Origin of the sequence: Streptomyces graminilatus, assembly GCF_001418565.1 — a bacterium.
In the GTDB taxonomy this organism is placed as follows: Bacteria; Actinomycetota; Actinomycetes; order Streptomycetales; family Streptomycetaceae; genus Streptomyces; species Streptomyces graminilatus.
Genome location: NZ_LIQQ01000020.1, coordinates 22163 through 46711, shown reverse-complemented (window position 1 = coordinate 46711; position 24549 = coordinate 22163). Strand labels below are relative to the sequence as shown.

Genomic DNA, 24549 nt, shown 5'->3' with positions numbered 1-24549 from the left:
GGGGCACGGGCGCGATGTACTGTACGCAATATGTCACTCGACAGTCCCGTCTCCCGCCGCCTCCTCAGTGACGAGGTCTTCCAGCGACTGCGCGACTCGATCGTGCGCGGGGAACTCGTCCCCGGCGAGAAGGTCAAGGACGGCGAGCTCGCCGAGCGCCTGGGACTGAGCCGCACTCCTGTGCGCGAAGCGCTCGCCCGCCTGGTCGACATCGGTCTGGTCGAGTCAAAACCCGGGGTCTACACCCGTATCACCACGCTCAACCGCCGGGACGTGGAAAAGACCCTCGCCGTTCTGCGCTCCCTCGACCGGCTCGCCATCGAGACAGCCGTGCCCGTCATGACCGGGCACGACCTGGAGCGCATGCGCGCGGCCAACCGTGCCTTCGAACAGGCTGTCGCCGTCAACGACACCACCGCGGCACTCGCCGCCGACGACCGCTTCCACGCCGTCCCCATCGCCGCGGCCGACAATCCCGTGCTCAGCCGTATCGTCGAACAGCTCCACCCGCAGATTCATCGCATCCTCCACCGCAAGTTCTCCACGCTCCTCGGCGGTCGCAACACGATCGAGCACCACGACCAGCTCATCGAGGTCTGCGCCGGGGGCGACGCCCGGGCCGCCGCCGAGCTCTCCGCACACCACTGGTCCGAACTCGGCGGTCACATCAACCAGCTCTTCGACACCAACCAGTTCACCGGGACAGCGGCCACCCCCTGACGCAGCCGCCCGGTCCCGAAGTCCTGGCGGTGTCCCGGCTGTCCATGGATCATGAGGTCGGTCGGCAGAAGGAGGCCAAGGAGGCCCATGTCCCAGAGTCCGGGCAGACCCCTTCCCGTGTGGCGCCGGCTGGTGCCCGGTGTCCATGTGCTCCTCGGCTACCGGCGCACCTGGCTGCGCGGCGATCTGCTGGCCGGGGTGACGGTGGCCGCGTATCTCGTGCCGCAGGTGATGGCGTACGCGGGTGTGGCCGGGCTGCCGCCCGTCGCCGGGCTGTGGGCGATCCTGCCCGCACTCGCCCTGTACGCCCTGTTCGGCACCTCGCGACTGCTGTCGGTCGGCCCCGAGTCGACGACCGCGCTGATGACGGCGACCGTGATCGGCCCGCTGGCCGCCGGAGACCCCGGCCGCTACGCCGTACTGGCCGCCACCCTGGCGGTCACGGTCGGGCTGCTGTGTGTGGTGGCCTGGGCGGTGCGGCTGGGCTTTGTCGCGGACCTGCTCTCCCGGCCGGTCCTGGTCGGCTATCTGGCGGGCGTGGCGCTGATCATGATCGTGGACCAGCTGCCGAAGCTCACCGGCGTCAGCACCACGGGCTCCGCCTTCTTCCCCCAACTGTGGTCGTTCGTCACGCATGTGTCGCGGATTCATGTGCCCACGCTGCTGTTCGCCGTGGTTCTGCTCGCCTTCCTCCTCACCGTGGTCCGCTACTTCCGCGCCGTCCCCGGCCCCTTGCTGGCCGTGGTCCTCGCGACGGCGGCCGTGGTCGTGTTCGACCTCGACGACCACCACAGGATCAAGGTGATCGGGAAGATCCCGGCGGGGCTCCCCACTCTGGCCGCCCCGGACCTGACCGAGCTGCCCCATCTGGTGCTGCCGGCCCTCGGTGTCCTCCTCGTCGGCTACACCGACTTCATACTCACCGCACGCGCCTTCACCGGCCGTGTCGACGACGGCCCCGGGCTCGACGCCAACCAGGAGCTGCTAGCCATGGGCGCGGCCAACCTGGGCGCCGGTTCGGTGCACGGTTTCCCGGTCAGCAGCAGCGCCAGCCGCACCGCGCTCGCCTCCTCGGCGGGCGCCCGCTCCCAGGCGTACTCCCTGGTCGCCGCCGCTGTCGTCCTCGCCGTCCTGCTCTTCCTGAGTCCCCTGCTGGCCCGGACGCCCTCGGTCGTTCTGGGCGCGCTCGTCGTCTACGCCGCCCTGCGCATGATCGACCTGGCGGGCTTCCGGCGGCTGGCGGCCTTCCGGCGCCGTGAGCTGCTGCTGGCACTCGGCTGCCTGGGCGGCGTACTCGCCCTGGACATCCTGTACGGGGTACTGGTCGCCGTCGGAATGTCGGTGGCCGAGCTGCTGACCCGGGTGGCGCGCCCGCACGACGCGGTCGAGGGGATGGTGCCCGGGGTGGCGGGCATGCACGACGTGGACGACTATCCGCAGGCCCGTACGGTCCCCGGGCTGCTGGTCTACCGCTACGACTCGCCCCTGTTCTTCGCCAACGCGGAGAACTTCCACCGCCGGGCCCTGGCCGCCGTGGACGAACAGCAGGACCCGGTCCACTGGTTCGTCCTCAACACCGAGGCCAATGTCGAGGTCGACATCACCGCCCTGGACGCCGTCGACGCGCTGCGCCTCGAACTGTCCGGCCGGGGCATCGTCTTCGCTCTCGCCCGTGTCAAGCAGGATCTTCGCCACGATCTCGACGCGTACGGTCTGACCGAGTCCGTCGGCGCCCATCTCGTCTTCCCCACTCTGCCGACGGCCGTGGCGGCGTACCGCGAGTGGGAACGGGATCGGTAGACCGCGGGTCCGGTCGCCCCCCCGGTCAGTCCTTGGCGGGATTCACCCTGGTCACCTTGCCCTGCGGGTCCGCCTGCAGAAAGCCGGACCCGTAGTCGTCACTGAGGTAGACCGACATCCCGGCCGGCTCGTCGAAGGTGTCGTTGGGCGGTTTCACCACCAGGTAGCGGCTGGTCGGATGGTCGACGTTCAGCTTGTTCTTCGCCTCTTTCAGCAGCGCGGGAACCTTGTCCCAGTTGAAGCCGTCGAAACCGATCGGCCGGTCGCCACTGAACACGGAACCGCTGATGATGCTCTTCTCCACGCCTTGCCCCAGGCGGTAGGTGTAGTTGTCGTACTTGGTGTTGCTGCCGTTGACGACCATCTCCGCGCTGGCGTACCCGTCGTACACGGTGAAGTCGCTGAACCTGTCACGGCCGGTCTCCTTCTCCAGCGCCTTGATGGCGGTGCGGATGCCGGCCGGGGTGAGCAGTGTGGTGGTCGGGGCCTCCTCGGACTGCTCGTCCGCCGGGGTGGTCGTGGTCGTGGTCCGCGACACCGTCGGGCGTGGGGTCGGTGTGGACGACGGGGCACCCGCGTCCTTGTCACCCGTGCCGCCGCCGAGGGGCAGCAGCCACCACACGAGGACGGCGGCGAGCGAGGCTCCGGAGACACCCCACAGGGCCCGCAGGCCAGGGACGCCGCGACGGGCCGCCCGTACGGGTGTGGTCACCGGCTGGATCGTGACCGGACCGGGGAGGACCGGCGGCGGCCCGAACCCCGCTGGAGCGGTCTGCGGGGCGTGGGTTCCGCCCCATGTGCCGTACGCGGCGTGCGCGGAGGCGGTGCGCGGATCCGCGGGGGCCGCAGGCGCCGTAGGGGCCAAGGGGGCGGACGGCGGACCCAGGGGGTAGGAGGTCGCCTCTTCCCGCGATGCGGGGAACGCGGCCGGAGCCGATTCGATCTCGGCCAGCTTCCCGTCGAGTGTCCCGGCGGACGGGCGCGCGGCGGGGTCCCGCACCAGGACGCCCATCAGGACGTCGCCGAGGGCGCCGGACCGGACCGGCGGCGGCACCTCGTCGTGGAGGACCGCGGCGAGGGTGGCCAGGGTGGTGCCGCGGCGCAGCGGGTGGTGGCCCTCCACGGCGGTGTACAGCATCATCGCCAGCGACCACAGGTCGGAGGCGGCGCCGCCCTCGTGCCCCGAGATGCGCTCGGGTGCCATGAAGTCGGCCGTGCCGATGATGGAGCCCGTGGCGGTGAGGCTGGTCGCCTCGCGGATCGCGGCGATGCCGAAGTCGGTGAGGACCGGGCGTCCGTCGGGCCGCAGGAGCACGTTGGCGGGCTTGACGTCCCGGTGCTCGATACCGGCGTCGTGCGCGGCGGTGAGCGCGGCCAGCACTCCCCGGCCGGTCCGCGCCGCCTCGGCCGGCGCCATCGGCCCCTGGGTCAGCCGGTCGGCCAGTGAACCGCCGCTGACCAGCTCCATCACGATCCACGGGTAGGTGCCCTCGCCGCCGTCGACGATGTGGTGGATGGTGACGACGTTCGGATGGTCGATCCTGGCGAGCGCCCTGGCCTCGCGCAGCACCCGTTCGCGCAGCATGCGCGCGCCCTCGGGATCGTATTCGGCCAGGTCCCGGTCGGGCGGGCGGACCTCCTTGACCGCCACCAGCCTGTGGAGCACCACGTCCCTGGCCCGCCAGACGGTACCCATCCCGCCGCCGCCGAGGCGGGCCTCCAACTCGAAGCGCCCGTCGACGACCCGCCGCCCGGTGCCTCTGTCTGCCTCACTCATGAACGGGAGCCTAGACGGCGCCACCGGCACAGTTCGAACGGTGCCCACCGTCGGCTACGGCGGACACCGACGCCATGGCCTCAATTGGCTTACGGGGCAAGGCTGTTGGATCCTCCGTCGTGCGCTGAGGTGATACGGGTTCCCGCACCGCCCACCCGGACGCGCGGGTCACCCGCCCGTAGTGTCACCGTGAGTTCGCCGGGGCGGCCCAGGTCCTCGCCCTGGTGCAGGGTGAGGACAGCGTCCTCGGGGACCAGGCCCAGCTCACGGGCGTACGCCCCGAACGCGGCGGCCGCGGCGCCGGTCGCCGGGTCCTCGACGACGCCGCCGACGGGGAACGGGTCACGGACGTGGAAGACCGTGGCCGACTCCCGCCACACCAACTGGGTCGTCGTCAGGTCCAGGCGGTGCATCAGGGCTTCGAGGCGTTCGAAGTCGTACGCGAGATCCGCGAGGCGGGCGCGCGTCGCCGCCGCGAGAACGAGGTGGCGGGCGCCCGCGAAGGCGATCCGGGGCGGGAAGGCCGGGTCGAGATCGGCGGCCGGCCAGTCGAGCGCGGCCAGTGCCTCCGTCAGGTCGGCGTCGGCGATCTCCTCGGTCTTCGGCTCGACGCTGGTGAGTGTGGCGCGGAGCGTCCCGCCCTCGTCGGCCACCACCACCGGCACGATGCCGGCGCGCGTCGCGAACACCAGTTCGCCGGGGCCCAGTCGCTCCGCGAGGGCGACGGCGGTCGCGACGGTCGCGTGTCCGCAGAACGGCACCTCGGCCCTGGGGCTGAAGTAGCGGATGCCGTACGCCCTGCCCTCCTCGCCGCCCAGGCCCTCAGGCGGCGCGGTCAGGAACGCGGACTCCGAGTATCCGAGGCCGGCGGCGATGGCCAGCATGTCGCTGTCGTCCAGGGCGGTGGCGTCAAGGACGACTCCGGCGGGGTTTCCGCCGCTGGGTGAGGTGGAGAAGGCGGTGTAACGCAGTACCTCCGGCCTCGACGCGTTCGGGATCGTGTTCGGCTTCGGGTTCGGCTTCGGGTTCGGCTTCGGGTTCGGCTTCGGGTTCGGGTTCGTCGTCATGGTCGCGGGAACACGGGGTGAGGTGCCGGCTGTTCCCTGTGGGGTGTAAGGGTGCCCGCCACAGTCCCCTGGCGGTGCCGTGCGGCGCCGGCCGGGCGGCGGCTCAGTCCAGGCCCCGGGCCCTCTTGAAGCGGTCGAGCCCGTCCGGCAGGCCGACGATCGGGTCCGGGTAGTCGAGGGCGGCGCGGTCCAGGCCGCGCTGTTTCCACGGCTCGTGCACCGCCGGGGCTTTCAGCGACCGCAGTTCGGGCACCCAGCGGTGCACATACGCGCCGTCGGGGTCGTACCGCTTGGCCTGGGTGACGGGGTTGAGCACCCGGTTGGGCCGTGAGTCGGTCCCGGTGCCGGCCATCCACTGCCAGTTGAGCTGGTTGTTGGCGACGTCACCGTCCACCAGCAGGTCCAGGAAGTGCCGGGCGCCGACCCGCCAGTCGACGTACAGCGTCTTGGTGAGGAAGCTCGCGGTCAGCAGGCGGCCCCGGTTGTGCATCCAGCCCTCGTACCGCAACTGGCGCATCGCGGCGTCGACGATCGGGTAGCCGGTGCGGCCCTCCTGCCACGCCTCGACGTCCTGCCGGGCCTCCGCCGCCGGGCGCCAGCGGTCGTTCCGGGTGCGGTAGTCGCGGACGGCCGCGTCCGGGCGGGCCGCGAGCACCTGGCGGTGGAAGTCGCGCCAGGCGAGCTGCCGTACGAAGGCGTCGGCGCCCGGTCCGCCCGCCCGGCGGGCCCGGTGGACGAGTTCGACGCAGGAGAGGGTGCCGAAGTGCAGATGCGGGGAGAGCCGGGAGGTGGCGTCGCCCGCCAGGTCGTCATGTCCGTCCTCGTACGACGCCACCTTGCCGCGCAGCCAGGCGGTGAGCCGGGCGCGGCCCTCGGTCTCGCCGCCCGCCGCGAGCCCCTCCGAGAGGCCCGGCAGAGCGCGCCGGGACGGCAGGGGCGCGGATCCGACGCCCTCCGGCACCCGTACTGCCCGTGGCGCCGCGAGCGGCTCCCGCAGCGGCCGGCGCGACCAGTGCCGGAAGTACGGTGTGAAGACGGCGAAGTGGTCCGAAGCGGCCGGCACCACGGCCCCCGGGGCGACGGCACAGGTCACCGTGTCGTGCACGAGCAGCCGTACGCCGTCCGCCTCCAGGGCGCGGCGCAGCCGGTCCTCGCGCCGGCGGGCGTGGGCGCTGACGTCGGCCGCCATGTGCACCTCGTCGGCGCCCGCCTCGGCGGCGACCCGGCACACCTCGCCGACGAGGCCGCCGTGGCGTACGACCAGCCGTCCGCCCCGTTCGCGCAGACCGGTGTCGAGGTCGTTCAGGCAGTCGGCGAGGAAGGCCAGGCGGTTGGGTACGGCGAACCCGGCGGCGTCGACTGCCGGGTCCCGCACGAACAGCGGGACGATTTCGCGGCCGTCGGCCAGGGCGGCCCGCAGCGGCGGATGGTCGTGCAGGCGCAGGTCTGAGGTGAACAGGACGACCGAGACGTTCATGGTGCGCACTCCGGGGGGCTGTGGAAGTCAGGATTCTGCCCCAGTCCGGCCCAAGGGCCCGCGATCCACTCCAGGTGGATCGCGGGCGACCGCTCATTCGTTGCGGGGGGCGGTGACGTCCAGGACCCAGGTCACGCCGAAGCGGTCGGTGAGCATGCCGTACAGCGGCGCCCACGGGGCGGGCTCCAGCGGGCGCACGATGGTCGACCCGTCGGCGAGTCCGCCCCACAGGGAGCTGATCTCGGCGGTGTCGTCACCGCGTACGGAGACGAAGAACGGGTTCTCGCCCTGGTTCCAGGGCAGTTGCGAGGGCACGTCGTAGGCCATGACGTGGAAGCCGTTGTCTCCGGCCACCTCGCCCCACATCACCCAGTCCGCCTCGCTCTCGTCGCGCACGGCCCCCGCGTCCTTGTAGGTGACGGCGACCGTGCGCCCGCCGAAGACGGACTCGTAGAAGTCCAGCGCCTGGCGTGCGGTGCCCCGGAAGTTGAGGTGGGTGGTGGTCGTGACGGACATGTACCTCGTGGCCTGGGACCTCGACCGCGAGGACTGGCGCGTCTTCCGCGTCGACCGCGTCCGGCCCCGCACACCCACCGGCCCCCGCTTCACCCCGCGCGAAGTCCCCGGCGGCAACGTCTCCGCCTTCGTCAGCAGCCGGTTCCGCGGCAACGACGGCACCGTCACCGACTGGCCCTGCAACGGCGAAGTGGTCCTCCGCCTCCCGGCCGCCCAGGTCGCGCCCTTCGCCCAGGACGGAATCGTCGAGGAACTCGGCCCCCATCACTGCCGGCTCGCCCTCGGGTCCTGGTCGTGGACCGGACTCGCCGCCGCCATCGGCCGCTTCGACGCCGACTTCGAGGTCATCGGCCCACCCCGACTGGCCACGGCATGCGCAGGCCTCGCCACCCGCTACGCCCGCGCCGTACCCGTCGCACGACCAGGGACCGCCGCGACGCCCCGAGAACCGGCGGAATCACCCCGTCAGGCTTCGTCCGGCTCCGTCCGGCGATCGGCTTCTCGGTCACGGTGACCCGGTACCAGGCCGCTCAGGGTTGTGTCTTCTGCAGTGCGGGTGCGGGCGCGGACCCGGGGGTCCGGTCCACGGGCTCGGTGTCCGTGTCGCCGCTGTGGTGTTTCGCGAGCTGGATCTGTTCGTAGACGTGCGCGCGGAGTTCCGCGAAGCGGGGGCTGGAGCGGGTGTGCAACTGGTCGCGTTCGTCGGGGAGGTCGATCGCCAGGTCCTCCCGCACGACGGTGGGCGACTTGGACAGGATGACGGTGCGCTGGCCGAGGTAGACGGCCTCGTCGATGTCGTGGGTGACGAACAGCACGGTGACGCCGAGTTCCCGCCACAACTGCCGGATGAGGTCCTCCAGTTCGGCTCGGGTCTGGGCGTCGACGGCCGCGAAGGGCTCGTCCATCAGCAGCACCTTCGGTTCGAAGGCGACGGCCCGCGCGATGGCGACGCGCTGCTGCATACCGCCCGACAACTGCCAGGGGTAGGCCTGGTGGGCGTCGGCCAGGCCCACGACGTCGAGCGCGTGGTCCACCAGTTCCCGTGTCCGTGCCTTGCCGAGCTTCTTGCGGCGCAGCGGGAGGGCGACGTTGTCGCGGACGTTCATCCAGGCGAACAGGGAGCGGCCGTACTCCTGGAAGACGACCGCCATCCCGGGCGGGGGCCCGTCGACCGGGCGTCCGTCCAGGAGGACTTCGCCGTCGGTGGGGACGAGCAGTCCGGCCATGCACTTCAGCAGCGTCGTCTTGCCGCATCCCGACGGGCCGACCAGGCAGACGAGTTCACCGGCACCGATATGGAACGTCAGGTTCCGCAGGGCTTCGACGTTGCGGTTCCGTCCGGTGTAGATCTTCCGCAGATTGCGTACGTCGAGCATCGACGGCTCCGTTTCAGGGGGTGCGCCGGTCGCGGCGCAGGCCGTGGTACCAGGCCAGGACCCGGTTCTCGGCGAACCGGAAGAGCAGGGAGAGGAGGAAACCGAGAGTGCCGAGGAGCAGGACGCCGCTCCACATCTCGGGGATGGCGAACGAACGCTGGAACTGCACGATCGTGAAGCCCAGGCCGTTGCTCGCGGCGAACATCTCGCTGATGACCATGAGGATGATCCCGATCGACAGGGCCTGGCGCATGCCGGTGACGATCTGCGGGCTCGCCGCGCGCAGCACCAGGTGCCGCAGCCGGGCGGTGCCGGTGATGCCGTAGGACCGGCAGGTGTCGTCGAGCACCTCGTCCACGGCTCGGACGCCCTCGACGGTGTTGAGCAGGATCGGCCACACGCAGCCGCTGACGATGACGAGCACCTTCATGGTGTCGCCGATACCCGCGAACAGCATGATCACCGGTACGAGCACGGGCGGCGGGATCGCCCGGAAGAGTTCGAGGACCGGTTCGAGGAACTCCCGTACGACCCGGCGTGTGCCGATCACCAGGCCGAGCCCCACTCCGGCCGCCACCGCGAGGAGGTAGCCGGCGGCGAGGCGCAGGAGGCTCGGTACGACGTCGGACAGCAGCCGGTCCGCCGTCCAGACCTTCCCGAACGCTTCCAGGATGGCGGACAGCGGCGGTACGTAGAAGTCGGTGCTGCCGGCGGTGGCGTACCACCACACGGCGAGGAGGGCGGCGGGCAGGCCCAGGAGGAGCAGGGCGCGGCGCAGGACGGTGCGGACGCTCATCCGGTCACCTCCGTGCGTACGGACTGGTGCCAGTGCAGCGCCCGGCGCTCGACGGCTCGCGCCACCAGGTTGACGGCGACGCCGAGCAGCCCGGTGACCAGGACCAGGGCGTAGACCTGCGGCACGGCTCCGGAGGACTGGGCGACGGCGATCTCCTGGCCGAGTCCGGGTGCGCCGATGACGAGTTCGGCGGTGACGGCGAGGATGAGGGCGACGGTCGCGGCCAGCCGTACGCCCGTCATCACGTACGGCAGGGCGGTGGGCCACATGACGTGGCGCAGGCGTCCCCAGGTGCCGAGGTGATAGCTGCGGGCGGTGTCGTCCGCGACCGGGTCGACGTCCTGGATGCCGGCCAGCACCTGGACGATCACCTGCCAGAAGGCGGCGTACACCACGAGCAGCAGCTTGGACCTGAGGTCGGCGCCGTAGAGCAGGACGGCTACGGGGATCAGGGCGACGGACGGGATGGGGCGCAGGAACTCGATGGTGGAGGCGGTGACCGCGCGCAGTACGGGTACGGAGCCGATGACCAGTCCGGCCGCCACGCCCGCCACGACGGAGACGGCCAGGCCGAGGCCCCAGCCGGTGAGGGTGTCGCCGAGCGCGGTCCAGAACGTCTGTTCGGCGAGCAGGTGCCACAGGGCGCGGACGGTCTCGGAGGCCGGCGGCAGATAGCCGGCCGACACCAGGCCGGTGTGCGGCAGCACTTCGAGTACGGCGACCAGCCCGGCGAGTCCCGCGAGGCCGCGCAGCGGGGCGAGGGCCCGCTCCGGCAGTCGCCGGGCGGGGGCCGCGCCGGGGGTGACGGCGCCGGGGGTCATGAGAACAGGGCGTTCAGGTCGGGCTTCTTGCCGCCGAAGAGGCCGTCCTGCTCACCGAGGGAGGCGAGCTTCTCCAGCGAGGCCATGTCGACCTGAGCCGGCCAGTCGGGCAGCGTGACCTTGTTCAGGACGTCGCCGCTGAGCTTCGTGTAGGTGGTGAGGATCTGGCGGGCCTCGTCCGGGTGGTCGGTGGCGTACTGGAGCGACTCGCTCATGGCATCGGCGAACTTCTTGACCAGGTCGGGCTTCTGCTTCGTGAGCTGGACGGAGGTGAAGTAGGTCGCCACGGTGAGTTTCGGGTCCGTCTCGGCGAACGGTGAGGCCACCACCCGGGCGCCCTGCGCCTTGGCGATCGTCATCGCGGGATCGCCCATCCAGGCGGCGTCCACCCGCCCGCCGTCCAGCGCGGCCGGCATCTGGTCGAACGGCATCTCGACGAACGTGACCTTCGACGGGTCACCGCCGGCCTTGCGGACCGACTCGCGCACCGTGGTGGACCCGATGTTCTGCAGGGTGTTGACGGCGACGGTGTGCCCGGCGAGGTCCTTGGCGGACTTGATCGGGCTGTCCTTCTTGACGGCGACCCCGGTGACATCGGCCCCGACCTTGCCGTTGGAGGCGGCGCCGTTGACCACGGACTTGATCGGGACGCCCTTGACCTGGGCGAGCATCAGCGACGTGGTGTTGCTGAACCCGAACTGGAACTGGCCGCCCAGCACGCCGGGGATGATCGCCGCGCCACCCTGGGCGCTCACCATCTCCAGTTCGATGCCCCGGCTGCCGAAGAACCCCTTCTTCTGGCCCAGATAGAGCGGGGCCACATCGATGATGGGGATGACGCCGATCTTGACCTTCGTGTCCTTGCCGCCGCCCGAGGACGGCGAACCGCTGTCCGCCGGATCCGAGGATCCGCATCCGGCCACGCCGGCGATCGTGACGGCTATTGCTGCGGCAAACCCGAGAACGCGCCTTTGCATGGTCTCTCCTGACGGGAGCGATGCGGAATGGGGGGAACGCGCCGATACGACGGACGGGACGGGAGTGGGTCAGGCGGACCCGCGACCCGCATGTTGTGCACTTTCTTGACGGCCGCAATGTACACACCTATGTTCGCGCTGTCAGCACTCCGGACAAGAGAGGCCCCGACAACTTCGACGAGCACGAACATCACCCAACGAAGCCCACCCAAAAGGGAGTTACGCCTGTGCAGCCCCGCACGAGAATCCGTGGCCCCGTCGGTCCGGCATCCGCGTGAACTCGCCCGTCCACCCCGGCACCGGGGACCTGCCGGACGGCCGTACCCTTTCCGACGTGCACGACCAGACCCCGCAGGCCGCCGTGGAGATCTCCGCCGCACCGCAGCCGCGCCCGCAGTCGCTCCTGTTCGCCTTCTTCGGCAGCTACGTCCTGGAGGAGGGACTCGGCCCCGTGTACTCGGGCAGCATCATCGATGTCCTCGCCCGCGCCGGAGTCGGGGAACACGCCGTCAGGTCCACCCTCACCCGCATGGTCAACCGGGGCCTGTTGCGGCGTCAGCGGCAGGGGCGCCGTATGCACTTCGGCCTGACCGCGCAGACGGAACAGATCCTCTGGGACGGCAAACGGCGTCTGTGGCAGACCGGTGCCGTCAACGAGGACTGGGACGGCACCTGGACACTGCTCGGCTTCTCCCTGCCCGAGTCCTGGCAGCGCCAGCGGCACGATCTGCGCTCCCGGCTCACCTGGTCGGGCTTCGGCGCCCTGTACAGCGGGCTGTGGATCGCTCCCGGTGACACCGACGCCTCGTCACTCGTCGCCGAACTCGGTCTCACCGCCCACGTCAAGATCTTCCACGCCACGGCCGACGACGCCACCGACATCGGCCTGATGATCCGTGACACCTGGGACCTGGGCGGTGTCGGCGCCCGGTACGCGGACTTCGACGAACGCTGGTCCGCCTGGCCGGAGAACGGGTCCGGCGACGCGCTCGGCGCCCGGCTGCGGCTGATCAGCGAATGGCTCGACATCATCCGCACCGACCCACGGCTGCCCGCCCGCCACCTGCCGCCCGACTGGCCGGCCCGCCCGGCCCAGGAGACCTTCCACCGCATCGCGCGACAGACCGAGACCCCCGCCCGCCGGATGGCCGCCGAACTCCTGGCGCTGTCCGCTCAATGATCACGTGTCGGTAAAACCCGCGTAATCACCACACGTATGAAGTGATGATGATCCATTCGATCCGGAATCGCGATCAGGGAGTCATCAAGTGCGTATCAGACAGATCGAGTTGGCGGCACTCCTCTTCACCTCGGTTCTGGTTGCCGGATGTGGGGGCGGTGGCGGCGACGGCGATTCCGACGCGAAGTCATCCCCGTCCACCTCCCCGTCCGTCTCCGCACCCGCGTCCGCGTCGAAGCCGGCGCCCGTGAAGGAGTCCGAGGCCGCCGCCGATCCGCTGGACGCCGCTCAGTTGAAGTCCGCGGCACTGTCCGGCACCGACGCGGACGGCTTCCAGGTCACCGCCTTCCCCGCGAAGCCCGCCGGCGGCGGGACCGCCCGGCCCGCGGCCTGCCAGCCACTGGAGAACATGCGCACCGCCTCCCCGAAGCCGGCGCCCAAGGAGTTCGTCGGCCTCCTCGCCTACGCCACCTCCGGCTCGTCGGCCGGCTCCGCCACCACCATCGGTCTGATGGCCTACGACCAGCCCGATGCCGAGGGCGTCCTCGACGGTCTGCGCACCGCCGTGAAGGAGTGCACCGCCTGGGAGGGTGGCGTACCCGCCCGCACCACCGCCAAGGCAGCCACCGCACCCGACGCGGGGGACGACGCCGTCGCCTTCACCCTGCAGACCCGGGGTGACTCCTCGGACGCCTTCGTGGTCGTGCGCAGCGGCGCCACGGTCGTCACGTTCTCCACGGTGAGCGGCACCGGATCCGCCGCGGAAGTGCCGGAGGAACTGGTCTCCGCGCAGGTCAAGAAGCTGGAACAGGCCTAGGGGCCTGCCCCTGTCCCTGTCCCTGCCCCTGTCCTCTGGACGTCTGCGGCTACCCCATCGGACATGTGCACCTGGAGACGCCGCCACTGCACGACGTGTTCGCGGGCGGCGTCCCGGAGCGCGTTCCCCGGGCCCTCCCGGACCGGCCGCTCCTGCCACTGGTCCCGTCCTGACTGGCGTCGACGACGGCCGCCGTGACAGGGTCGCCTGGATCGTGAACGTGCTGTTGGTGAGAGGAAGTTCGTGGACACGCAGACCTGGGACGCACTGGCCGCCTCGATGAAGAACGCGTACACCGCGGGCCTGGGTGAAGGGGCCGTGCCCCGGCCGGTCGTCATGCCGCTGGTCCGCGGTGAACTGGTCGGCCTGATCTGGCTGCGTCCCGTCGAGACCGGCAAGGACGCGCTCACGGGCATCGCCCAGTTGTCCAACATCGCCGCGGCGGCCGGCGCCGACGAGGTCGTCCTCGCCTGGGAGACCCAGGACGTAGCGGCGGCCTGCGAGTTGCCGGCCGCCGACCCGGCACCCTGCCTGAACATGGTGCACGCCACGAAGGACGGCCACACCCTGCACCGCTTCCCCTACACCGAGCAGGCCCTCGACCGCTCCCCCGGGGACCCGGCCGTGGTCGAACCCCGGTGGCTGCCCGCGCCCGAACCCCAGCCGGGCGGCGAACTGATCCCGCCGGTCCGGGCCGCGGTCGACTACTCGTTCATCCCGCTGGAGATCGACCATCCGTCCCCCTTCGGGGTCACCGTCGTCCTGATGGAGGAGGACGGGTACAGCGTGCGCCTCACCGAGGCATTCGCCCTCTGACCGGTTGAATACACCCGACGGGAGCCGCCGTCCGAGCCGCTCGCACCCCGCCCCGACCGGAAGTGATGCCAGCCATGACCGAACTGCCCACCGAATCGTCAGAATCGCCCGAATCATCAGAATCAGAGGTCGTGGTCACCGGAGCCACGGGGCGCCTCGGCGGTCGCGTCGCCCGCCTGCTGGCCCAACGGGGCATCTCACAGCGGCTGCTGGTGCGTGACCTCGACCGCGCGCCGGACCTGGCCGGAGCCACGGCTGTCCGGGGTGCCTTCGGCGACCACGACGCCGTGGTGCGCGGACTGCGCGGCGCGAGGACCGTGCTCATGGTGTCCGCCTCCGAGAGTGCCGACCGGCTCGCCCGGCACAAGGCCTTCGTCGACAGCGTGGCGCGGGCGGGGGTCGAGCACCTGGTGTACGTGTCCTTCTTCGGCGCCGCGCCCGATGCGACGTTCACGCTGGCCCGCGACCACTTCCACACCGAGGAACACATCCGCGCCAGCGGGATGGCGTACACCTTCCTGCGCGACAACATGTACGCGGACTTCGTCCCCCACCTGGTCGGTGAGGACGGCGTCATCCGTGGTCCGGCCGGGCAGGGGCGGGCCGCCTTCGTCTCGCAGGACGACATCGCCGAGGCCGCGGCCGCGGTACTGTCCCGTCCCGGTGACCACGCCGGTACCGTCTACGACCTGACCGGGCCGCAGTCGCTGACACTGGGCGAGGCCGCCGCCGTCCTGTCCGAGGTGCTGGGCCGTACCGTCACCTATCACCCGGAGACGGTCGAGGAGGCATACGCCTCCCGTGCCTCCTACGGCGCGCCGCCCTGGCAGCTCGACGCCTGGGTGTCGACCTACACGGCGATGGCGGCCGGCCAGCTGGACGGAGTCAGCGACGCGGTGCCCTTCCTCACCGGCCACCCCGCCACGTCCCTCGCGGACGTGATTCGCGCCATGAAGAACTGAGGCCGCGCGCGGACCACCCGGCGTACGACGCCGGACCGGTCCGCGCCAAGCCCTGGGCAGGGAGGAATTGGCGTCAGCGGCCCTTGCGTACCCGGGCCGCCGCCCGCGCCTCAGCCGTCTTGCGGGCCTCGGCGGTCTTGCGGGACTCCTTGGCGGGCCGGCCCGGGCGGGTTCCGATGCCACGGAACGGGGCGTTGCCGGTGGCGGTCCTCGTCTCGGTCGGCGGGCGCTTCGCGCCGGTGATGGCGGTCAGCCTCTCCTCGCCGGAGCGCACCTGTGCGACCGTCGGGCGGATCCCGGCGTCGGACATCATCCGGTTCACGTCGCGCCGCTGGTTGGGCGTGACCAGGGTGACCACCTTCCCGGACTCCCCCGCGCGCGCCGTACGGCCGCCCCGGTGCAGGTAGTCCTTGGCGTCGGCCGGCGGATCGACGTTGACGACGAGGTCGAGGGCGTCGATGTGAATGCCCCGCGCCGCCACGTTGGTGGCCACCAGCACGGTGATCTCGCCGTCCTTGAACTGGCCGAGCGTGTGCGTGCGCTGCGGCTGCGACTTCCCGCTGTGCAGGGCGCCGGCCCGCACCCCGCTGGCCCGCAGGTGCCGGGTGAACTGGTCCACACCGGTCTTGGTGTCCAGGAACATCAGCACCCGGCCGTCCCGCGCCGCGATCTCCGTCGCCGTCGCGTACTTGTCGGCGGCGTGGATGTTCAGGACGTGGTGTTCCATCGTGGTGACCGAGCCCGCCGCGCGGTCGACCGTCGCGGACACCGGGTCGTGGAGGTGGTCGCGTACGAGCTGGTCGACGTTGCGGTCGAGCGTCGCCGAGAACAGCAGCCGCTGCCCGTCGGCGGGAAGCTGGTCCATGATGTCGGTCACCTGGGGCAGGAACCCCAGGTCGCACATCTGGTCCGCCTCGTCGAGGACCGTGATCCGCACATGGTTCAGGACACAGTCCCGGCGCGACACCAGGTCGGTCAGCCGTCCCGGCGTCGCGATGACCACTTCGGCGCCGGTCCGCAGTTCCGCCTGCTGCCGGTTGATCGACAGCCCGCCGACCACCGTCGCCAGCCGTACGTTCAGGGTGCGCGCGTACGGTGCCAGCGCGTCGCCCACCTGCTGGGCGAGCTCACGGGTCGGCACCAGCACCAGGGCGAGCGGCCGCTTGGACTCGGCGCGCCGGCCCGCGGTCCGGACGAGCAGCGCGAGCCCGAAGGCGAGCGTCTTGCCGGAGCCGGTTCGCGCACGGCCCAGCACATCACGGCCGGCCAGCGCGTTGGGCAGGGTCGTCGCCTGGATCGGGAAGGGCTCCGTGACCCCGAGGCCCGTCATCGTCTCCATGAGCGCCGGTGGCAGCCCGAGCGCGTCGAAGGAGGCGGCCGGCGGCAGACCCGGGGACACCGTCTTCGGGGTGGAGAGCTCGCCCTGCGACAGGGCGGCCTGCTGGGGCTTGCCCGCGCGGGAGTGTCCTTGGCCCGTCGGTCTGGCGTTCATGAGGAACCTTCCTGGTCTGACGCCTGGAACGCCCCGGGGCCCGTACCCCTTGGTACGGGCCCCGGCGGTGTCGAAGCGTGACCCCATTTTACCAGCGGCGACACGGCGATTCAGCGGCCCGGGTGCTGAATGCGTTCGTATTCCTCTATTGGACCTCAGGACATCGGAGAGCAAGGCTGGAGCGCGCGCCCTCACCGCGCACCCTTGCTTCGCCCCACCCGAAAGAGGTCACGAGCACATGCAGACTCGACGCATCGGTGATGTGCAGGTCAGCTCGATCGGTCTGGGCGGGATGCCCATGTCGATCGAGGGACGGCCGGACGAGGCCCGTTCCCTCGCCACCATCCACGCCGCGCTCGACACCGGCCTCACCCTGATCGACACGGCGGACGCCTACCACCGGGACGCGGACGAGGTCGGCCACAACGAGACCCTCATCGCCAAGGCACTGGCCTCCCACGAGCGCGGCGCGGACGTCCTGGTCGCCACGAAGGGCGGACATCTGCGTCCCGGTGACGGCAGTTGGACCCTGGACGGCTCGCCCGCGCACATCAAGGAGGCGTGCGAGGCCTCGCTGCGCCGCCTGGGCGTGGAGGCCATCGGGCTGTACCAGTTCCACCGCCCCGACCCCAAGGTCCCGTACGCGGAGTCGGTCGGCGCGGTCCGCGACCTGCTGGACGAGGGCAAGATCCGCATGGCCGGGATATCCAACGCGAACCCGGAGCAGATCCGGCTGGCGAACGAGATCCTCGGCGGGCGCCTGGTGTCCGTGCAGAACCAGTTCTCCCCGGCGTTCCGCTCCAGCGAGCCGGAACTGCGGCTCTGCGACGAGCTGGGTATCGCGTTCCTGCCCTGGAGCCCGCTCGGCGGCATCTCCCGGGCCGGCGGCCTCGGTTCGGCGTACTCCCCCTTCGCCCGGATCGCCGAGGCCCACGGTGTCAGCCCGCAGCGCGTGTGCCTGGCCTGGATGCTCGCGAAGTCACCGGTGGTCGTGCCGATCCCCGGCGCCAGCCGACCGGAGACGATCCGCGACTCCGCCGCCGCCGTGGACCTGGTCCTCTCCGCCGAGGAGTCGGCCGAACTCGACGCCGCCTGAACCGTCGTCCTGGGCGCCGGGCCACCGCCCCGGGCCGGGCGCCCGCCACTGTCTCCCGCCGGACTCCACGGCCGATCGGTCACCTTCCCGCCGCCGCGCACCGGCTGTCCGTACACCGGCCTCGCCACGGCGGGCCCCGCCCTCCCGCGCGCCGAACCGTCCGGAGTACTGACCCGGCTCACGGGCGACGGCCGCCGGGGGCCCGCCTGGACCGTACGGCCGGGCGGCCCTCGTCGACGCCGAGAACGGTCGCCGGGACGCCTCCGCACGCCAGGGAACGGTCACGCGCCGCCCGTCGCACGCCGGCTGCCGGGCGAACCGCGCGGGGAGGGGTCGGCGGGGGGCCTGGCTCTACGGGAGCAGGCCCGCCCGGCGGGCCGCGGTGACCGCTTCGAGGCGGGTACCGGCGCCGAGTTTGCGCATCACCGAACGCAGATAGCCCTTCACCGTCTCCAGCCCGATGTCGAGCCGGCCCGAGATCTCCAGGTTGGTGCAGCCCGCGGCGACCGCGAGCAGGACGTCCCGTTCGCGCCGCGACAGACTCACCGCCGGCCCGTGCGACGCGCCCTCGGCGCAGCAGCCCGACTCCAGCAGCGCGCACACCTCGTCGAAGCGTTCCCTGAGGTGGCCCTCGCCGATCGTCGCCGTCAGGTCGAGCAGTTCGGTGTGGACTTCGTGCACCTGTTCAAGGGCCGCCGTGTCATGGGGTGCCGTGTCATGGTGTGCCGCGGGCCTCCGGGCGTCGCGGGCCTCGGTGAGGAGCCGGTGGGCGTGCTCGTGGGTCGCGAGGAACTGCTCCAGGTCGCGTGCCGCCTGGGTCACCGCGGTCAGTACGCGGTCACCGAGCCGTACGGCGTCACGTGACCCGACGAAGAGCACCGCTCGTACCGTGGTGCCCACGATCACGGGCGCCGCGGCCATCGCCCGCACCTCCTCCGCCGCGACGAAGGAGTCGTACTCGTGGCTGATCTGCTGGGCCGACCGGTAGTCGCTCACCACCGCCAGCCGGCGTGTCGTCAGTACCTTCCCGATGAGTCCGGTGCCCGCCGGTACGGCGAATCCCCGGCGTCCGGGCGACTTCACGCCGCTGGTCTCACTGATCCGCAGCAGTTGCGGGCCGACGACCCAGGCCGCACCCGCGACGGGCATCCCGCTGTCCCTGCGCAGCGCCAGCACCGCCGCCCTCGTGGCGGCGGCCACCTCGCTGTCTTCCGCCGGTAGCACGACCCGGTCTACTCCCTACCTCACGGCAGCTCCCTGCCTCTCCCCGAGCGCCGGGGGCTGCGGCTCCGGCGCCAGGAGAACAGTTCTGCAAGCTCTCCTCGGCGTCAAGTTCCGTACGCCAGAGCGCAATTGACAATTTGTCAGCTTCGTTTGAAGTGGGATCGGCCACACTCGGGGCCCCGTACGGCCGAGCGGGACTGGCATGATTTCAGCGCGTTCGACGCGGTTTTCGCCTCGCACCTCCCTCCACTCGCCCCCTCAACCGGGGGTAGCTCGGCGGCACGGTTTGCCCCATGGTGGTGCCAGTAGAAAGCCGTTCCCGGTCCGGAGAACGGGACGCACAACCGTTCGACCTGCCACTCGGGCCGCGCGCCACCCCACCTCCGGCGCAAGGCCGTTGCCGCATCCGGCGGTTCCGAGCCCGCACGTCCAGAGAGGGACCCCATGCATTTCTCCCGCTCACCGCTCCCTGCCGATCTCGAAGAAAGCGCTGTCCCGCCCACCCGGAGAATCGCGCACGGGCCGCTCCTGCCCGTGGCCTCGCAGACGACCGGCGGCTGAACCCCTGCGCCGCGGAACCGACCCCCACATCCGTCTGGCGGTACATGTGACACCTACCGATACGAGCAACCCGACCGGGACGAAAGCCGCCCGGCAGGACGGGGCACAGGAGCGGCAGGACCTGCGAAGGCTCGTCGACACCTACGCCTCGGCCCTGGACCGGCGGAACCCGAGGCTGCTCGCCTCGCTGTTCCACGAGGACGGCGAGGTGGTCCTGAACCCGCCTGCGGGCACCGGCCGTCCGCCCCTCGTCCTCGACGGGCGGGACGGCTGGGAGCGCGTGCTGTCCGCGCTGACGCCGTCCGTCGTCACCACGCACTTCGTCGGCAGCCACAAGGTCCGGCTGGCCGGCGACAGCGCCTCGGGAGAGACCGACTGCCTCGCGCACGAGATGTACGCCGCCGACACCGAGGCCGCCAGACTGCGCGTGCGCGCCATCCGTTACCGCGACTCCTACCGGCGTACGACGGGAGCCTGGCGCTTCATCCGCCGGGAACTGACCGTCGACTGGACCGAGGACCGCGTCCTCGCGCCCCCCACCGGCCGCTGACCCCGCACAGCGAGGCCCGTCGGGAGCAGACTGGACTCCCGCGCAGACCGAGGACAACGTATGACAGTGAAGCCACCCCCCGTTTCGGACGACGAGCGTCAACTCAAGCGGGCCATCGACTCGTTACGTCACACCACCGGCGTGGATCTCACCTTCGGCGGCGTGGTGACCAGAGGACGGCACGCCCAGCTCACCGAGTTCGCCGGGAACTCGACCAGAGCCCTCATGGGGCTGACCCTCGGGTTCGGCATGGGGCTCGGCGGCAAGGCGGTGGCTCTGCACCGCCCCGTCGCGGTCAACGACTACGCGAACTCCAAGACGATCAGCCATCACTACGATCTGATGGTCGCAGCCGAGGGCATCCGTGCCGTCGTCGCGGCCCCCGTCGTGGTGAACCGGACGGTGCGGGCGGTGATGTACGGCGCGGTCCGCCAGTCCGTCGGGCTGGGCGACCGTACGGTCGACGCCGTCATGGACACCGCCCGCGCCCTGGAACAGACCCTGGCGGTGCGCGACGAGGTGGCGCGCCGCCTCGGCCGTATCGACGAGTCCGGGCCGGCCGCCGACCCCGCCCCGGAACCGGCGTCCCCCCGGTGGGAGACGATCCGCGAGGCGTACGCCGAACTGCGGGTGCTCGCCCAGCAGCTCACGGACGGCGACCTGCGCGACCGGGTCGCCGCACTGAGCGACAGACTGGCCGACGCCGGTGCCCCCGCCTCCCGGGGCTCCGCCGGCCCGGTCCTCACCTCGCGGGAACTCGACGTCCTGTCGTGTGTCGCCCTGGGGCGGACGAACACCGACATAGGGCATGAACTCGGTCTCCGCGCCGAGACGGTGAAGAGCTATCTGCGCAGCGCGATGCGCAGGCTGGGCTGCCATTCGCGGCTGGAGGCGGTCCTGACCGCCCGCCGCCTTGGCCTGCTGCCCTGAGAGCGGACCGTGGCCTGCTGCCCTGAGAACGGAGAGGAACGGGCGACTGAGCGGAACGGAAGACAGGGACCAGGCGGCGCGGGTTCCTGGGTTCCGGCATGTTCCGAAGCCGCCCGGCGGCGGCTGGGCGGCTTCGGAACGCGCCGGAATCCGTGGCGCGTGACGCGAGAGAACGGCTCAAGAGGCGAGGGCCTCCTTGCGGAGCCGCTCCAGGACCGCCGACCGGTCCTCCCGCTCGATCCGCGCGGTGGTCGAGCGGTCGGGGTAGCAGCGCATGAACATGTTGGTGAAGTGCGTGCCGTAGTGGATGTACTCGTCGGTCTCCGACGGCTCCAGGGGGCGGGCCACTGCCTGGAACGACGGCTCGTGGAAGTACGCCATGGTGAACCGCTCACGGTCGGCGAGGCGCACCTTGTGCGGGGTCGAGAGAAGGGTTCCGCCGGTGATGAACTGCATGATGTCGCCGGGGAAGACGGTGAAGACGGAGGGGGTCGGGGCGACGAAGGTCCAGGGGTCCTCGTTCTCGTACCGCCCGGCCATGGATTCGTCGGGCAGCCAGTTGCGCCCCCGGGTCTCGCCGGGCACGGGCGGCCGAATGTAGAGGCCGCCGACCTCGTCCTGGGCCGCTATGACGAGGAGACCGTAGTCGGTGTGGGAGCCGATACCGCGTTCGGAGGTGGCGTCGGCCGGCGGGAAGCGCAGCACCCTCATGTGGTGCCAGCCGTCGTCGGTGAGCCGCGTGAAGTGCTCCATGTCGTCCAGACCGAGGCCCAGCGCGGTCAACTGGAGCAGCCGGTGGCCGATGTCGCCGACCACGGCCATGTAGTCCTTCATGGCGGCGGCGTACTGGTCGGACGGCCAGGGGGCGGGGCCGTGGCAGGGCCACTTGTCGTGGACGCGGGGGTCGTCCTCGGGGATGTCGGGACAGACGGTGAAGATCTCCGAGCCGTCCTTCTCCCCGGCGGTCTCCTCCTCACCGGACGCGACATATCCGCTGTAGGTGAGGTCGGAGACGTACTGGGTCTTCTCCTTGAGCGGGCGGCCGACGAAGGCCCTGGACGCGGCCAGGGCTCGTTCGGTGGCGGCATCCTGGTCGGGAGTGGCCTGGATCTGGAAGATACCGTCGGCCTGCCAGGCGGCGATGAGCGCCTGACCCAGCAACCGGTCGGCGTCACCGCCCTCGACGGTCGGGGGCAGTGGGAAGGTCTGCAGTTCGGTCATGCGCACACCATGAACCGGACATGGCCGGTCCACTACCCCCTTCTGAGGGGGCGGGGCGGACCGCGGACACACCGACGAAAGGACTCGCGCGATGATCATTTTTGGCACCAGGGGATACCTTTACCAGCTCGCGATACTCACGCTGGTGTGCGGCCGTTGCGGGAATCCCGCCGCGCACGCGCTCCGGAAACGCGTCACGAAATTCACGCTGTTCTTTGTGCCGCTGTTCCCTCTTTCGACCAAGTACACGACCCAGTGCACGTTCTGCGGCGCGGAGCAGAAGGTGACCGAGGAACAGGCGGAGCAGCTGCGGGGCTTCGGCGGCGCCGTCGGCGGCCGCGCCGACACACCGCAGCAGCAGCCCTGAGCAGCCTTGACCGGCCCTACCGGCCCTACCGGTCCCACCCTGCTGGTCCACGGAGGCGCTCCCCCTGCCCATAAGTCCACTTTATGGGCTCATAACTCCGACCCCCGTACCAGCTTAGGCTTGCCTTAGTTTAGGCTTCCTTCGAAGATCTTCATGTCGTCGCTCGAAGGGAACCTGATCATGCCTCGCCCTCTGCGGGTGGCCATTGTCGGAGCCGGCCCCGCCGGGATCTACGCCGCCGACGCGTTGCTCAAGTCGGCGGTGGCCGCGGAGCCCGGCGTGTCCATCGACCTCTTCGAGCGGATGCCGGCGCCGTTCGGTCTGATCCGGTACGGCGTCGCCCCCGACCACCCCCGCATCAAGGGCATCATCACGGCCCTGCACCAGGTGCTCGACAAGCCGCAGATCCGTCTCTTCGGCAATGTCGACTACCCCGGCGACATCAGCCTGGACGATCTGCGCGCCTTCTACGACGCGGTGATCTTCTCCACGGGCGCCACGGCCGACCGGGCGCTCGACATACCCGGCGTCGACCTGGACGGCTCGTACGGCGCCGCCGACTTCGTCTCCTGGTACGACGGCCACCCGGACGTGCCGCGTACGTGGCCCCTCGACGCGGAGAAGGTCGCGGTCCTCGGGGTCGGCAACGTCGCGCTCGACGTGGCACGCGTCCTGGCCAAGACGGCTGACGAACTGCTTCCGACCGAGATCCCGCCGAACGTGTACGAGGGCCTCAAGGCCAACAAGGCGCTGGAGGTCCACGTCTTCGGCCGCCGTGGCCCGGCGCAGGCCAAGTTCAGCCCGATGGAGCTGCGGGAGCTGGACCACTCCCCCAACATCGAGGTCATCGTCGACCCCGAGGACATCGACTACGACGACGGCTCGATCGCTACCCGGCGCGGCAACAAGCAGGCCGACATGGTCGCCAAGACGCTGGAGAACTGGGCCATCCGCGACGTCGGCGACCGGCCGCACAAGCTGTTCCTGCACTTCTTCGAGTCGCCCACCGAGATCCTCGGCGAGGACGGCAAGGTCGTCGGTCTGCGTACGGAACGGACCGCGCTCGACGGCACCGGCAACGTCAAGGGCACCGGCGAGTTCAAGGACTGGGACCTCGGGGCGGTCTACCGCGCCGTGGGCTACCTGTCCGACAAGCTGCCCAAGCTGCCCTGGGACGTCGAGTCGGGCACCGTCCCCGACCAGGGCGGCCGGGTGGTCGAGGAGACCGGCGAGCACCTCACCTCGATGTACGTCACCGGCTGGATCCGGCGCGGCCCGGTCGGACTGATCGGGCACACGAAGGGCGACGCCAACGAGACCGTCGCCAATCTGCTGGCCGACTACACGGACGGACGGCTGCCCGAGCCGGCCTCGCCCGCCCCGGAGGCCGTGGACGCGTTCCTCGGTGAGCGGAACATCCGCTTCACCACGTGGGAGGGCTGGCACCGGCTGGACGCAGCGGAGAAGGCCCTGGGAGAGCCGCAGGGACGCGAGCGCGTGAAGCTCGTCGAGCGCGAGGACATGCTCCGGGCCAGCGAGGCGTAGGCGGGGCCGCAGCAGCGGTGACAGGGCCCGGCTCGCGGGGTGACGCGAGCCGGGCCCTTGTCGTTCGTCATCACGTTCTGTCCGTGCTCACCAGGTTTTGTCCGTACGGCCGACCGGAGTGGATTCGGGCATCCCGTCGATTTCGATACCGAACTCCCGTGCCTGGTTGCGCATGCTGCGCAGCGCCAGCAGGAGTACGCCGATGTCGTCGAGGTAGACGGGATCGGGCAGGAGGTCGGTCGGGAGGACCAGGTAGGCGACCGCGCCCCAGAAGACCCAGCGCGAGCCGGTCGGCAGGCCCGCGCGGCGCAGATCCCGGCGGGTGCGGACGAGCCGGACCAGCAGGGTGCCCGCCACGGCCAGCGCCGCCGCGGCCAGGACCCCGATGATCAGGATCACTGTCGTGGTGGAATCCATCGCCCCTCCGCTGTGCCGAATCCGCCTCTGTCCTGACTTTCCTA

At 71.0% G+C, this 24549-nt stretch carries 23 protein-coding genes and 2 pseudogenes; 13 read left to right on the top strand and 12 right to left on the bottom strand.

What is annotated here, in order from left to right; all coding sequences use genetic code 11:
- The first annotated feature begins 30 nt into the window (after nt 1–30).
- Together AOK08_RS02370 and AOK08_RS02365 are read left to right on the top strand one after the other, a co-directional pair.
- The gene (locus tag AOK08_RS02370; protein WP_055523125.1) at nt 31–720 is read left to right on the top strand and encodes a GntR family transcriptional regulator; all 690 of its coding nucleotides are present in this window, start codon (nt 31–33) and stop codon (nt 718–720) included.
- 87 nt (nt 721–807) lie between these two features.
- The gene (locus AOK08_RS02365; RefSeq protein WP_055523123.1) at nt 808–2520 is read left to right on the top strand and encodes a SulP family inorganic anion transporter; all 1713 of its coding nucleotides are present in this window, start codon (nt 808–810) and stop codon (nt 2518–2520) included.
- A gap of 25 nt (nt 2521–2545) precedes the next feature.
- On the opposite strand, the gene AOK08_RS02360 is transcribed toward AOK08_RS02365, so the two are convergent.
- The 4 genes from AOK08_RS02360 to AOK08_RS02345 all read right to left on the bottom strand — a co-directional run bounded on the left by AOK08_RS02360 (nt 2546) and on the right by AOK08_RS02345 (nt 7357).
- On the bottom strand, nt 2546–4297 hold the full coding sequence (locus tag AOK08_RS02360) for a serine/threonine-protein kinase (RefSeq protein ID WP_055523122.1): 1752 nt from the start codon (nt 4295–4297) through the stop codon (nt 2546–2548).
- Between the two features lie 89 nt (nt 4298–4386).
- A complete protein-coding gene (locus AOK08_RS02355) occupies nt 4387–5364 on the bottom strand; it encodes a PhzF family phenazine biosynthesis isomerase (RefSeq protein ID WP_241826782.1) in 978 nt (325 codons plus the stop codon).
- Nucleotides 5365–5467: 103 nt separating this feature from the next.
- On the bottom strand, nt 5468–6841 hold the full coding sequence (locus AOK08_RS02350) for a cryptochrome/photolyase family protein (protein WP_055523120.1): 1374 nt from the start codon (nt 6839–6841) through the stop codon (nt 5468–5470).
- 93 nt (nt 6842–6934) lie between these two features.
- On the bottom strand, nt 6935–7357 hold the full coding sequence (locus AOK08_RS02345; protein ID WP_055523118.1) for a VOC family protein: 423 nt from the start codon (nt 7355–7357) through the stop codon (nt 6935–6937).
- Between AOK08_RS02345 and AOK08_RS02340 the strand changes: the two are divergent.
- Nucleotides 7317–7871, top strand: a pseudogene (locus AOK08_RS02340) (helix-turn-helix transcriptional regulator); the annotation flags it as partial. The gene AOK08_RS02345 and the pseudogene AOK08_RS02340 sit on opposite strands and share 41 nt — an antisense overlap.
- 16 nt (nt 7872–7887) lie before the next feature.
- Here AOK08_RS02340 and AOK08_RS02335 read toward each other — a convergent pair.
- Genes AOK08_RS02335 through AOK08_RS02320 form a run of 4 tightly spaced genes read right to left on the bottom strand, consistent with a single transcriptional unit; the run spans nt 7888 to nt 11327 of the window.
- On the bottom strand, nt 7888–8733 hold the full coding sequence (locus tag AOK08_RS02335; protein ID WP_055523116.1) for an ABC transporter ATP-binding protein: 846 nt from the start codon (nt 8731–8733) through the stop codon (nt 7888–7890).
- Nucleotides 8734–8746: 13 nt separating this feature from the next.
- Complete coding sequence (locus tag AOK08_RS02330; protein WP_055523114.1) at nt 8747–9529, bottom strand: ABC transporter permease; 783 nt, start codon at nt 9527–9529, stop codon at nt 8747–8749.
- On the bottom strand, nt 9526–10350 hold the full coding sequence (locus AOK08_RS02325; RefSeq protein WP_241826781.1) for an ABC transporter permease: 825 nt from the start codon (nt 10348–10350) through the stop codon (nt 9526–9528). The genes AOK08_RS02330 and AOK08_RS02325 overlap by 4 nt, the downstream gene beginning before the upstream one ends.
- On the bottom strand, nt 10347–11327 hold the full coding sequence (locus AOK08_RS02320) for an ABC transporter substrate-binding protein (protein WP_055523112.1): 981 nt from the start codon (nt 11325–11327) through the stop codon (nt 10347–10349). The genes AOK08_RS02325 and AOK08_RS02320 overlap by 4 nt, the downstream gene beginning before the upstream one ends.
- A gap of 334 nt (nt 11328–11661) precedes the next feature.
- Between AOK08_RS02320 and AOK08_RS02315 the strand changes: the two genes are divergently transcribed.
- From AOK08_RS02315 to AOK08_RS02300, 5 genes and pseudogenes are all read left to right on the top strand, one after another.
- The gene (locus AOK08_RS02315; protein WP_241826780.1) at nt 11662–12507 is read left to right on the top strand and encodes a PaaX family transcriptional regulator; all 846 of its coding nucleotides are present in this window, start codon (nt 11662–11664) and stop codon (nt 12505–12507) included.
- Nucleotides 12508–12595: 88 nt separating this feature from the next.
- A complete protein-coding gene (locus tag AOK08_RS02310; RefSeq protein ID WP_055523110.1) occupies nt 12596–13324 on the top strand; it encodes a hypothetical protein in 729 nt (242 codons plus the stop codon).
- 20 nt (nt 13325–13344) lie between these two features.
- Nucleotides 13345–13497 (top strand): annotated as a pseudogene (locus AOK08_RS46980) (STM4011 family radical SAM protein); the annotation flags it as partial.
- Between the two features lie 70 nt (nt 13498–13567).
- Nucleotides 13568–14140: a hypothetical protein gene (locus tag AOK08_RS02305; protein ID WP_055523108.1), complete on the top strand. Its 573-nt coding sequence runs from the start codon at nt 13568–13570 to the stop codon at nt 14138–14140.
- A 74-nt stretch (nt 14141–14214) separates the two neighbouring features.
- Nucleotides 14215–15102, top strand: coding sequence for an SDR family oxidoreductase (locus AOK08_RS02300; protein WP_055523106.1), 888 nt, complete (start codon nt 14215–14217; stop codon nt 15100–15102).
- A gap of 73 nt (nt 15103–15175) precedes the next feature.
- Here AOK08_RS02300 and AOK08_RS02295 read toward each other — a convergent pair whose 3' ends face one another.
- On the bottom strand, nt 15176–16594 hold the full coding sequence (locus AOK08_RS02295; RefSeq protein WP_055523103.1) for a DEAD/DEAH box helicase: 1419 nt from the start codon (nt 16592–16594) through the stop codon (nt 15176–15178).
- Nucleotides 16595–16832: 238 nt separating this feature from the next.
- Between AOK08_RS02295 and AOK08_RS02290 the strand changes: the two genes are divergently transcribed.
- Nucleotides 16833–17690, top strand: a complete 858-nt coding sequence (locus AOK08_RS02290) for an aldo/keto reductase (RefSeq protein ID WP_055523102.1) — start codon at nt 16833–16835, stop codon at nt 17688–17690.
- Nucleotides 17691–18041: 351 nt separating this feature from the next.
- Here the strand turns inward: AOK08_RS02290 and AOK08_RS02285 are convergent, their stop codons facing one another.
- Nucleotides 18042–18914: a LuxR C-terminal-related transcriptional regulator gene (locus tag AOK08_RS02285; RefSeq protein ID WP_055523100.1), complete on the bottom strand. Its 873-nt coding sequence runs from the start codon at nt 18912–18914 to the stop codon at nt 18042–18044.
- Between the two features lie 607 nt (nt 18915–19521).
- Between AOK08_RS02285 and AOK08_RS45430 the strand changes: the two genes are divergently transcribed.
- Together AOK08_RS45430 and AOK08_RS02275 are read left to right on the top strand one after the other, a co-directional pair.
- Nucleotides 19522–20025 carry a nuclear transport factor 2 family protein gene (locus AOK08_RS45430; RefSeq protein WP_055523097.1) on the top strand — a complete coding sequence of 168 codons (504 nt, stop codon included), beginning with the start codon at nt 19522–19524 and terminating at the stop codon, nt 20023–20025.
- A 60-nt stretch (nt 20026–20085) separates the two neighbouring features.
- Entirely contained in the window at nt 20086–20955 is an 870-nt protein-coding gene (locus AOK08_RS02275) for a helix-turn-helix transcriptional regulator (protein WP_198539078.1), read from the top strand.
- A gap of 177 nt (nt 20956–21132) precedes the next feature.
- Here AOK08_RS02275 and AOK08_RS02270 read toward each other — a convergent pair whose 3' ends face one another.
- Nucleotides 21133–22176 carry a 2-oxoglutarate and iron-dependent oxygenase domain-containing protein gene (locus tag AOK08_RS02270; protein ID WP_055523095.1) on the bottom strand — a complete coding sequence of 348 codons (1044 nt, stop codon included), beginning with the start codon at nt 22174–22176 and terminating at the stop codon, nt 21133–21135.
- 91 nt (nt 22177–22267) lie between these two features.
- Between AOK08_RS02270 and AOK08_RS02265 the strand changes: the two genes are divergently transcribed.
- Nucleotides 22268–22543: a zinc-ribbon domain-containing protein gene (locus tag AOK08_RS02265; protein ID WP_055523093.1), complete on the top strand. Its 276-nt coding sequence runs from the start codon at nt 22268–22270 to the stop codon at nt 22541–22543.
- Between the two features lie 180 nt (nt 22544–22723).
- Nucleotides 22724–24088: an FAD-dependent oxidoreductase gene (locus AOK08_RS02260; protein ID WP_055523138.1), complete on the top strand. Its 1365-nt coding sequence runs from the start codon at nt 22724–22726 to the stop codon at nt 24086–24088.
- A gap of 87 nt (nt 24089–24175) precedes the next feature.
- Here AOK08_RS02260 and AOK08_RS02255 read toward each other — a convergent pair whose 3' ends face one another.
- Nucleotides 24176–24505, bottom strand: a complete 330-nt coding sequence (locus AOK08_RS02255) for a YkvA family protein (RefSeq protein WP_055523091.1) — start codon at nt 24503–24505, stop codon at nt 24176–24178.
- Nucleotides 24506–24549 lie beyond the last annotated feature (44 nt).